This window comes from Sphingomonas sp. ABOLE (assembly GCF_003950455.1).
GTDB classification, from domain to species: Bacteria; Pseudomonadota; Alphaproteobacteria; order Sphingomonadales; family Sphingomonadaceae; genus Sphingomonas; species Sphingomonas trueperi.
This window is the reverse complement of the sequence record NZ_QQWY01000046.1, coordinates 24,729-34,557: the sequence shown is the minus strand read 5'-3', so window position 1 is coordinate 34,557 and position 9,829 is coordinate 24,729. Positions and strand designations below refer to the sequence as shown.

Here is a 9,829-nt window from a genome sequence, read left to right as displayed (position 1 = left end):
AACGAGCGCCTGAACGAGCACCTGTTCCCATCGCTGGCCGCAGCAAGACGGATCATCGAGGCATGGCGGACGGACTACAACACCGTGCGTCCACACAGCAGCCTTGGCGGATTGGCACCCGCCGAGTTTACGAGCCGCCACCGCCAAGGGCATAGGGACACCGAAGCTAACTTATCGGCGGCCTGAAAACGGGGAGCAGGTCAACCCGTTCCGGCATTCAATACTCCATTTTCACATTGCCGTTCGGGTAATTTCCGACCGGCTTCTGCGCTATATCACCAGTGGATGTGTTTGCGGCCGATGTGGCGGCGTACTTTACCATAATCAACCGGCTGAACATGCGGTGCGATACTGTGCAGCCCGCGACGCGCTGGGTGTCGCGGGTACGGCAACGTCGGTCATTTGGTGAGATTGCGATCCAGGAAGCTCCGGATCAGCGGCGCCATCATGTCCAGCCGGTCTTCCAGCGCGAAATGCCCCGAATCAAGAATGTGGATCTCTGCCTTGGGGATATCCCGAAGATAGGGATGCGCGCCTTCCTCTGGAAAGATCTTGTCGTTCTTGCCCCAGACGATCAGCGTCGGTGGCCGGCGCGTGCGGAAGAATTCCTGGAATTGCGGATATAGCGGCACGTTCGAGCCATAATCGCCGAGCATGTCGAGCTGGACGTCGCGGTTGCCGGGGCGATCGAGCAGCGCCTGATCGTGCACCCAGTTGTCCGGGCTGATCCGGGATACGTCGCCCATGCCGTCGGTATATTGGAACCTGGTAATGTCGAACGTGACGAGATTGTTCAGCGCGTCGCGGTTCTTCTGCGAACGGTCGCGCCAATAGACCTTGATCGGATCCCAGAAGGGCGATTGCAGCCCCTCGTCATAGGCGTTGCCGTTCTGGACGATCAGGCCGCTCACCCGCTCCGGGTGCTTGAGCGCGAGCCGGTAGCCGATCGGCGCGCCGTAATCCATCACGTACATGGTGTAGCGCTTGGCGCCGAGCTGGGTCACCAGCTTGTCGACGATATCCGCCTGGTTGGCGAAGGTGTAGGCAAACTTGGTGTGATCGGGCGCGTCGCTCTGGCCGTATCCCGGATAGTCTGGCGCGATCACGCGATATTTGTCCGCGAGCAGCGGGATCAGGTTGCGGAACATGTGCGACGAGGTGGGGAAGCCGTGCAGCAGCAGGACCACCGGGCCGTCGGCAGGGCCGGCCTCGCGGTAGAACACCTTCACCCCGTCGACCGTGATGGTGCGATAGTGGATCACCGGGACGCTGATGCTCGGCGCAGGCGGCTGGGGCGCGGCTTCGGGGAAGGCGAATGCCGCGGGAGCGGCAGCGATCGTAGCGGCGGCAAGCGCCCCCCTAATCAGAAGTTGTTTCATGTTTAGTCTCCTTGCGAGTTAGAAGTGCGCGTCGGCTCCCGCAAGAAGTAGCCAGGTCGAGCGTAAGCTGGTGTCGCTTGTGGTAAAATTCCGTGAAGCGTGATGCCGGAAGCTTGGCGCGTAATCGCCCGGGTGCCGCATCGTTGAACCCGAATATACGAGGATTTACTTGTGTCTTGCCGATGGGGGGCGAAGGTGGGAGCTAGCCCGGCAGCGCCGCGGCGTTCCGACATGAGGTATCGATGCAGCGTCCGTCCGAGCATCTTGAGACGTCCGTCCACCGGATCGAGGCGGCCGGGGTATCCATATTCTACCGAGCGGCCGGCGATCTCCGAAATCCGGTGATCCTGCTGCTGCACGGCTTTCCGAGCTCGTCGCATCAGTTCCGCGCGTTCATGCCCCGCCTGGCCGACCGGTTCCATGTGATTGCGCCGGACCTGCCCGGTTTCGGCTTCACCGAAGTACCCGACGACTTCGTGTACAGCTTCGACAGCCTCGCGGAGACGATCGGTGCCTTTTGCGACGTGCTCGGCCTGAGGCAGTACGCGCTGTACCTGTTCGATTACGGCGCGCCGGTTGGGTTCCGCCTCGCCCCGCAGCGGCCGGACGCGATCCGCGCGATCGTGTCGCAGAACGGCAACGCCTATGAAGAAGGCATGAGCGAAGGCTGGGCGCCGACCCGCGCCTATTGGGCAGATCCTTCGCCTGCCAACCGCGACGCGATGCGGAGCATGTTCACACTGGAGACCACGCGCTGGCAATATACCCACGGCGCGCCGGATCCGGCCCGGGTCGCCCCCGAAGGCTATTGGCTCGATGCCGCGCTGCTGGCGCGCCCGGGCCAGGACCAGATCCAGCTGGACCTGATCGCCGATTATGCGCGCAATGTCGCGTTGTACCCGCGCATCCATACCTATCTGCGCGAGCGGCAGCCACCCTTGCTGGCGGTGTGGGGGGCGAATGACCCGTTCTTCCTGCCCGCGGGTGCGAAGGCCTTTCGGCGCGACCTGCCCGAAGCCGAGGTGCACCTGCTCGATGCAGGTCATTTCGCGCTGGAGACGCACGCAGGCGTGATCGCCGATCATATGTGCGACTTTCTCCAGCGCCATCTGCGCTAGGGAGCTGCGTCACATCCGACGATAAGAGGAGAGACGATGCAAGCAGACAGCGAGGTTCGGAACAACCTGAACGCAAGCCGCTACGAACTGGCCACCGCCAAGGGAATCGCCTTTTCGGAGTATCGGCGTCACGACGACGTCGTCGTTTTCACCCACACGGTCGTACCCAAGGCACTCGAAGGGCAGGGGATCGCCAGCCGCCTGATCGCCGGGGCGCTGGCGGACGTCCGCGCGCAGCGATTGCGGATCGCGTCGCGCTGTCCATTCGTCAGCGCCTATCTGCAGCGCCATCCCGAAGCGCGGGATCTTCTGGCCGAGTCCTCGCCTGTCTAGTCGATGGTGATGTGGCGGGAGGCGGCGAGCCGCCGCCACAGCCGGGCGTTGAACAGACGCGGCAGCCTGTCCCGCCACGCCGACCACCGCGATCCGCCGCGACGGGCATAGGCGACATGCGCCGGGATCGTGAGCACCAGCTCCGTTCCGCCGACTGCAAGCGCGCGAATGGCGAGGGTGCCGCGGAGTTTCCTCGCGCGTTCGTGCATCCCTTGCAGCCCATAGTGTCCTGCCTTCCCCCCGCGCTCGAGGATCGCCGCAGGGATCCCTGCACCGTCGTCGGAAAGCCGGATCGTGAGAGGTCGGGCAAAACGGATCTCGATGCGCAACTGGGTCGCCTTCGCGTGCTGGCGGACATTCGCAATCGCTTCGCCGGCGATGCGCACAATTTCGTCCAGCGCAACCGGGGTGAGTGGGCGGGTATCCCCTATCGCCTGGATCCGGACACCCGTTGCAGGATCGAAGCCCTGTTCGGCCACGATCTCGGCGAGGATCTCCACGATACCCTCAGGATCGAGCTGGGTGCGCAGGTCGCGCACGCGGTCGCGCCCCTCCGATATCGCCCGGTCGGCACGGTTCAGGGCGCTCTCCAGCCTGGCGCGTTCCGGCGCATCTCGGGGCAAATCCTCCACCGCCACCTGCACATGCAGCGTGAGGGTCTGGACCGATTGCAGCAGCGTGTCGTGCAGCTCGCGGGCGATGCGTTCGCGCTCGCCCATCCGTTCGGCCATGCGCGCGCGAATGCGGTGGGCGGCTGCACGCAGACGAAGGCGGTAGAGCAGCCCCAGTATCAGCAGCGCGGCCAAGCCGCAGAGCAGCCGGAAGGTCCAACTCTGGACGAAGGTGGGCGGGATCGTGAACGCCAGGGTCGCGCCCTGCCGGTTCCAAACGCCGTCCTCGTTCGCCGCCATCAGGCGGAAACGATAGCTGCCCGGCGTGAGCCCGGTATAGAAGGCCTCGCGCCGCGTGCCCGCGTCCACCCAGCCGTCGTCGATTCCCTCCAGCTGGTAGCGGAATTGCACGCGCGAAGGCACGGCCAGGCTTGTCGCGGTATAGGCGATCTGGAGGTTTGAAGTGCCCTTCGGCAGCAGAATAGGCGCCTCACCCAAATAGGAGCGTCCTCCAGATGTCAGCGACTTGATGATCACCGGCGGTGGCAGCCGATTGAAGAACAGCTGTGTCGGGTCGATCCAGGCGACACCGACCCTGGTGAGAAACCAGAGGCGTCCATCCTCAGCTTCGAAGGCTGTCTGCGACCAGGAGTCCTGCTGGGCCACGCCGGGCATGCCATCGTCGCGATCGAACACACGCGCCTTGATCGGACGGGTGGCATGCGCGAACGCCACCTCGAGGTCCGACCGAGCGACCTTGACCACACCGCGGGCGGTGTTGAGCCAAAGGTCACCCGAGGCGGTTTCGACAATCCCGGCGGTCCGGCTCAGGAAGGGATGTACATCGGATCGCAGGGTAACGAAGCGCCTGCCGTCGAACCGCGCCAGACCGAAATCGCCCCCCGCATAGACATGGTTTCCCCGGACGGCGATGACCACGACCGTACCCAGCGCCAGATCCTTGCGCGCAGAGAATCCACGCCGCCTCGTCCCCTCGATCAGCTCGATACGGTCCCCTTCGGCGATCCAGGTACGGCCGGCGCCGTCGCGCAGGATCTGCGTCGGCGGATTGCCTGTCGTCGCGAGCAGCGGCTCGGGCACCCACCTATCACCCTTCCGGCAAAAAGCGCCGTTGGCCGACGAGACGCAGATCCGGCCGGGCCTTTCCTCAACGAGCGCAAATGGCGTCGGTCGGCGCCAGGGCAGCGGCACATCGCGCACGCTCGTGCCCGACCAGATGCCAAGCGTCCGATCGGTGCCGATCCAGACGCGTGCGAGCGCATCGGTGTGCAGGATCAGCGGGCGCCTGGGAAGCCGGGCCAGCTTCCGCGCGACACGCCCCGGACTTGCAAGAAACAGCGCCTCGTTGGTCGTCACGAACATCGCGCCTGCTGGACCCGGCGCAATCCGGAAGCCGTTGCGCGAGTCGGTCGGCAGCCCGAGGGCCACCACCGCGCTGGTCTCTCGAAATTGATCGAGTCCGAGATTGGTCCCCACCCAGATATTGCCTTCGCGGTCCTTCAGGATGGGATTGGCGAGGTTGGAGGTAAGGCCGCGCTCCAAACCGAACCGTTCGCGCAGGCCGTTGGGGAGAAGCGCGCCGTCGACCCAGTCAAGACCGAGACGAAAGACACCGCCGCTGCCATAGGTGCCCCAAAGTCCGTCGCGTCGATCGAAGAATATGCTTTCCGCGCGGGGATTGGCCGTCATCGGCGGCTGCACCCATGTCTGGGGCGCGCCGGCTGCGGATCCTGCAATGCGCTGGAGGCCGGGGCGGGTGCCCGTGCTCAGCCAGATCGCGCCATCGGGTGCCTGGCGCAACTGCGGTCTCTCTGATGCGGAAGCCGACACCCGCGCGAAGCGCGCGGCGCCGGGACGCAGCACCGCCAACTCGCCGCCCACGGCGATCCATACGGACCCGTCCATGCCGGCCACAACACTGGTCGCGGCACCTGCGGCCACGCCGTGGCGGCGGTCCAGCACCTCCCATCTGCCCCCGCGGAAGCGCGCAACGCCGCCGCGATTGTCTTCGCCGAAGACCGCCCAGATCACCCCTGCGCGGTCTTCGGCCAGTGCCAGCACTGGAACCGACGAGATACCAAGGTCGAACGTAGCCAGATGCCCGGCGCGGAGCCGCGCTACCGCCCCGGATGCAAAGCCGATCCAGAGATCCCCGGTGCGGGTGGCGAGCAGAGAGTTTACGTTGAGCGAAGGGAGATGCTCTCCCTGCATCGGACGGAATCTCTCGAAGCGCGCGCCGTCGAAGCGATACAGCCCGCTCCCCGTGCCCAGCCAGAGATAGCCGTCGCGCGATTGGGCGAGTGCCCAGATCTCCGGTGGGGCGCCATCGCGTACCGTCCAGGCGGTATGCCGCAGTTGCTGTAGACTGCGCGGTGCGCCCGCTGCGCAGGCGTCGCCGGTGCTCCACAGCGGGGCCAGCATGGCCAGGACCCAGTATTTCGCAGCGCATGGCATGCGCTGTATCTCGTCGAAAGCGGCCCTCGTGTCACGGGGCGCGACGGCGCGCTGCCGTGTCGATCACCCAAATGGGTGAAGCGGGGAGACCCGGGGGTAGGGTGCCGCTGGAACGCCATCGGCATAGTCTCCGGGGCACCACCCCGTCGCGCTGGCGCAGAGCGTCAGGTCCGTCGGAAACGGTGCAACCAGGAGGTCGTCACCATGCCGTCAACTTCTCTGTCGGTGCCCGCACCGTTACCGGCCTATCAGGCGCCCCTGGTGCGGGCGATCGAGCGGTGCTTCCGCTTCGGCCCCTTCGTTCTGAAGCCCGGCCGGCAACTGCTGCTCAAGCATGGCGTGCCGGTCAAGATTGGCGCCCGCGCGCTCGACATTCTCACCGTGCTTGCCGAGCGGCCGGGGGAGGTCGTCAGCAAGCGCGAACTGCGCGCCCGCACCTGGCCCGACACCTTCGTCGGTGACGGCAATCTCAAGGTGCATGTCGCCAGCCTGCGCAAGGTGCTGGGCGAGGTGGTGGAGGCGCCGAGCTACATCGCCACCGTCACCGGCCGCGGCTATCGCTTCATCGCCGACGTGCAGGACTGAGCGCAGCTCGCGGCGCGTCAGCGGTGAAAGAAGCCGCGCCGGATTGCGACCGTGACGGCATGGGTGCGATCATCCACGCCCAGCTTCGCGAAGATGTTCTTGAGGTGCGACTTGATCGTGTCCGGCGAGACATCGAGGTTGCGGGCGATCTGCTTGTTGGGATGTCCCTCGGCGACCATGCCGAGAATTGCCATCTCGCGGTCGGTCAGCGGTTCGTCGAGGGCATGTTCGGCCACGGCGTGGCTGATCTCCGCGCTCATCGCGCGACGGCCGGCATCGACGGCGCGGATCGCGTCCAGCAACTCGGTGCGCAGGCAGCTCTTCAGCAGATAGCCTGCCGCGCCGGCACGGATTGCGCGGACCGCCTGCGCGTCTCCCGAATAGGTGGTGAGCACCAGGATCCGCGCCTTGGGGCACAGTTCCAGGATCGCGCCGATCGCATCGACGCCGTCCATATCGGGCATCTGGAGGTCCATCAGCGTCACGTCCGGCGCGAGCGCGCGGAACATGGCAACGGCCTCGGCGCCGTTCGCCGCTTCGCCGGCAATCTCCATGTCAGGCTGGCGTGCGACCAGAGCGGCCACGCCATCGCGGACCGTTGCGTGATCGTCGACCGTCAGCACCCGTATCGTCACGCTTCCTTGATCCCCTGGTGGCGCTCCTCCCATCCCCGGATGTCGCCACCTTCCCTGATGTCCCCAATAGCGCAGCCTAGCTCTGCCGCATCTCATTTTCCACGCCCCGCCCGCGGCCGGCGCGCGAGCGCAGCTCCTATCCACCAAGATGTCTGCGGTGTCTGCCGGACGATGCCTGTACTTAACCGCATCTTACCGCAGCTGACCAGAGCGTCGCGCCGATGTCGCGTACAACCCCGCATGTACTTTCGACCGAACCCTTCCAGGCCGCTGCCGGGGCGCAGAGGCAAACCTACAGGACTATGCTCATGCCCACGTCGCTTGCCTCCAAATCCAGCGTTCTTGCCAGCGGCGGCGGTACCATGCTGATGGACCCCGCCGATACGGTGATCCTGCTGCTCGATCACCAGTCGGGTCTGTTCCAGACGGTGAAGGACATTCCCGTGGCCGATCTCCGCCGCAACGTCGAGATGATCGCCCGGCTGGCGACCTTGCTGGAGATTCCGGTCATCACCACCGCTTCCGAACCGGCCGGGTCCAACGGGCCGCTGATGCCGGAAATTGCCTTGCATGCCCCGCATGCCGTCTATGTGCCGCGCAAGGGCGAGGTGAACGCCTGGGACAATGACGATTTCGTCGCGACGGTCCGCCATACCGGGCGCAAGACGCTGGTTATGGCAGGCGTGTGGACCAGCGTGTGCGTGATGTTCCCGGCGCTCGACGCACGGGCGGCGGGGTTCGAGGTCTATGCGGTGCTCGACGCGTCGGGCGATCCGAGCGAGATGGTCTCGCAGATTTCGCTCGCACGCTTCGTCCAGGGCGGCGTGAAGCCGACCTCGACCAATGCGCTGCTCTCGGAACTCCACCGTACTTGGGCGCGTCCCGAAGCCGCCGAGCTGGCCACGCTCTACGGTCTGGCCGCGCCGAATTATGCGGCGGTGATCGAGAGTTATGTGCGTGCCCAGCAGGCGGCGCGAGACGCGATCGCATAGGTAAGCGGACGAGGGAGGGCGCTGTGCCATACGGCTTCATGGACGTGGCCCGCACGCCGGGCGTGGCTGCCGTACAGGCGGAAATGGGGGCGGATGACGTTTGGACATCGTTCAAAGGCCACCGCGCCTTCGATCACTTCACCGCCGACGAAGCTACGTTCCTCGCGCAACGCGACAGTTTCTACATCGCGTCGGTATCGGAAACCGGCTGGCCCTATGTGCAGCATCGCGGCGGGCCACCCGGCTTCCTGAAAATGCTCGATCCGCAGACGCTCGCTTTCGCCGATTACCGGGGCAATCGGCAATATATCAGTACCGGCAATTTCCGGGCGAATGATCGGGCGTGCCTGATCCTGATGGATTATGCCCGGCGCGCCCGGCTGAAGATGTACGTGCATGTCGAGACGCTTGCACCTGCTGCCGATCCGGCGATGGCGGAGCGCGTGACCGATCCCGGGTATCGGGCGTCTGTCGAGCGGATCTTCCGCTTGCGGCTGGTCGCCTTCGACTGGAACTGCCCGCAGCATATCGTGCCGCGATTCAGCGAGCGCGAGATCGCGACAGCAGTTCAGCCACTGCACGACCGGCTGGCAGCGCTGGAGCGGGAAAATGCCGAACTGCGCCGCCAACTGGCCGGACGTGATTGATCCCGCGTCAAATCGTCCTTCGGGAAGGTACCCTTCCTCTGACGAACTGCGCTTGAAGGAGTTGGACCATGTCCGCGAGCGCCTTCCCCGTAATTCCTGAAGAGATTACCCTTTCGGTCGGCCAGGTGTCGATTTTCGTCCGCAGCTGGCGTCCTTCTTCGTCTCCGCGCGCGATCGTTACGATTTGCCATGGGTTCAATGCACATGGTGGCCACTATCAGTGGGTTGCAGAGCAACTCGTGGCGGCGGGCTTGGTCGTCTATGCGCTGGACCTGCGCGGACGCGGCCGATCGAGCGGGCCGCGCTTCATCGTCGAGCGCTTCGACGACTATGTTGCGGACATCGCTGCTATGATCGCGCTTGCCCGACGACGCGATCAGGATCTGCCGTTGTACCTGCTAGGGCATAGCGCAGGTGGCGTGGCAGCCTGCCTCTACGCGATCGAGCACCCGTTCGGTCTGCAGGGGCTGATTTGCGAAAGCTTCGCCTTCCGGCTGCCTGCGCCCGGCTTTGCGTTGGCCTGTCTCAAGCTGTTCAGCCGCTTCGCACCCCGAGCCCGCGTGCTCAGGCTCAAAAACGAGGATTTTTCGCGCGATCCCGGTCGAGTGGGCTTCCTGAATACCGATCCTTTGATTGCCAGGGAGACGCAGCCCGCCGTCACGGTGGCGGCACTGATTCGGGCGGGGGAACGACTCAAACGCGAATTTTCGCAATTAACCACGCCGGTTTTGATCCTCCACGGAACCGCTGACCGGGCGACGCGACCTGATGGTAGCCAGCTATTCCATGAGGCCGCAGCATCAAAAGATAAGAGGCTGGGCTTCTACGAAGGCGGGTTTCACGACCTTCTGGCAGATTTCGGAAAAGAGACGGTCCTCGGAGATATAGCGTTGTGGATCGAGGAGCGCCTGCCAACTGCCTCCGCCAAAACGTGAGCAACGAATGCCCAGACCCGCTCAAGGCCTTGTCCGCCTTGGAGGTATTTGGAAACCGGCTGAATGGCTACCGGCATGTTGGGCGTCCTAGAACAATCCGTGAAAGTCCGCCGATTTCC

The 9,829-nt window shown here is 64.9% G+C and carries 10 protein-coding genes; 7 read left to right on the top strand and 3 right to left on the bottom strand.

Features of this window, described 5'->3' with window-relative positions; translation table 11 throughout:
* Nucleotides 1-186: integrase core domain-containing protein (locus tag CA234_RS20835; protein WP_164521899.1), on the top strand; the 186-nt coding region annotated here is incomplete at its 5' end.
* A 212-nt stretch (nucleotides 187-398) separates the two neighbouring features.
* Here the strand turns inward: CA234_RS20835 and CA234_RS20830 are convergent.
* Nucleotides 399-1,379, bottom strand: a complete 981-nt coding sequence (locus tag CA234_RS20830; protein WP_126002646.1) for an alpha/beta hydrolase — start codon at nucleotides 1,377-1,379, stop codon at nucleotides 399-401.
* A gap of 242 nt (nucleotides 1,380-1,621) precedes the next feature.
* On the opposite strand from CA234_RS20830, the gene CA234_RS20825 reads away from it, so the two are divergent.
* Nucleotides 1,622-2,497, top strand: a complete 876-nt coding sequence (locus CA234_RS20825; RefSeq protein WP_126002645.1) for an alpha/beta hydrolase — start codon at nucleotides 1,622-1,624, stop codon at nucleotides 2,495-2,497.
* Between the two features lie 36 nt (nucleotides 2,498-2,533).
* Complete coding sequence (locus CA234_RS20820) at nucleotides 2,534-2,830, top strand: GNAT family N-acetyltransferase (RefSeq protein ID WP_125978149.1); 297 nt, start codon at nucleotides 2,534-2,536, stop codon at nucleotides 2,828-2,830.
* Here the strand turns inward: CA234_RS20820 and CA234_RS20815 are convergent.
* Nucleotides 2,827-5,883: a sensor histidine kinase gene (locus CA234_RS20815; protein WP_164521898.1), complete on the bottom strand. Its 3,057-nt coding sequence runs from the start codon at nucleotides 5,881-5,883 to the stop codon at nucleotides 2,827-2,829. The genes CA234_RS20820 and CA234_RS20815 overlap by 4 nt on opposite strands.
* A 237-nt stretch (nucleotides 5,884-6,120) precedes the next feature.
* On the opposite strand from CA234_RS20815, the gene CA234_RS20810 reads away from it, so the two are divergent.
* Nucleotides 6,121-6,501, top strand: a complete 381-nt coding sequence (locus CA234_RS20810) for a transcriptional regulator (RefSeq protein ID WP_125978145.1) — start codon at nucleotides 6,121-6,123, stop codon at nucleotides 6,499-6,501.
* Nucleotides 6,502-6,518: 17 nt separating this feature from the next.
* Here the strand turns inward: CA234_RS20810 and CA234_RS20805 are convergent, their stop codons facing one another.
* On the bottom strand, nucleotides 6,519-7,136 hold the full coding sequence (locus tag CA234_RS20805; protein ID WP_241213611.1) for a response regulator transcription factor: 618 nt from the start codon (nucleotides 7,134-7,136) through the stop codon (nucleotides 6,519-6,521).
* A gap of 308 nt (nucleotides 7,137-7,444) precedes the next feature.
* On the opposite strand from CA234_RS20805, the gene CA234_RS20800 reads away from it, so the two are divergent.
* The 3 genes from CA234_RS20800 (at nucleotide 7,445) to CA234_RS20790 (ending at nucleotide 9,710) form a co-directional block, all read left to right on the top strand.
* The gene (locus CA234_RS20800) at nucleotides 7,445-8,128 is read left to right on the top strand and encodes an isochorismatase family protein (protein WP_125978141.1); all 684 of its coding nucleotides are present in this window, start codon (nucleotides 7,445-7,447) and stop codon (nucleotides 8,126-8,128) included.
* 23 nt (nucleotides 8,129-8,151) lie between these two features.
* Nucleotides 8,152-8,775: a pyridoxamine 5'-phosphate oxidase family protein gene (locus CA234_RS20795; protein ID WP_125978139.1), complete on the top strand. Its 624-nt coding sequence runs from the start codon at nucleotides 8,152-8,154 to the stop codon at nucleotides 8,773-8,775.
* A 68-nt stretch (nucleotides 8,776-8,843) separates the two neighbouring features.
* Nucleotides 8,844-9,710 carry an alpha/beta hydrolase gene (locus tag CA234_RS20790; RefSeq protein WP_125978137.1) on the top strand — a complete coding sequence of 289 codons (867 nt, stop codon included), beginning with the start codon at nucleotides 8,844-8,846 and terminating at the stop codon, nucleotides 9,708-9,710.
* Nucleotides 9,711-9,829 lie beyond the last annotated feature (119 nt).

Bases quoted from the DNA above. Each gene is read 5' to 3' on its own strand.
- CA234_RS20790 (WP_125978137.1), top strand. From the start codon at position 8,844: ATGTCCGCGAGCGCCTTCCCCGTAATTCCTGAAGAGATTACCCTTTCG.
- CA234_RS20820 (WP_125978149.1), top strand. From the start codon at position 2,534: ATGCAAGCAGACAGCGAGGTTCGGAACAACCTGAACGCAAGCCGCTAC.
- CA234_RS20800 (WP_125978141.1), top strand. From the start codon at position 7,445: ATGCCCACGTCGCTTGCCTCCAAATCCAGCGTTCTTGCCAGCGGCGGC.
- CA234_RS20825 (WP_126002645.1), top strand. From the start codon at position 1,622: ATGCAGCGTCCGTCCGAGCATCTTGAGACGTCCGTCCACCGGATCGAG.
- CA234_RS20810 (WP_125978145.1), top strand. From the start codon at position 6,121: ATGCCGTCAACTTCTCTGTCGGTGCCCGCACCGTTACCGGCCTATCAG.
- CA234_RS20815 (WP_164521898.1), bottom strand. From the start codon at position 5,883: ATGCTGGCCCCGCTGTGGAGCACCGGCGACGCCTGCGCAGCGGGCGCA.
- CA234_RS20830 (WP_126002646.1), bottom strand. From the start codon at position 1,379: ATGAAACAACTTCTGATTAGGGGGGCGCTTGCCGCCGCTACGATCGCT.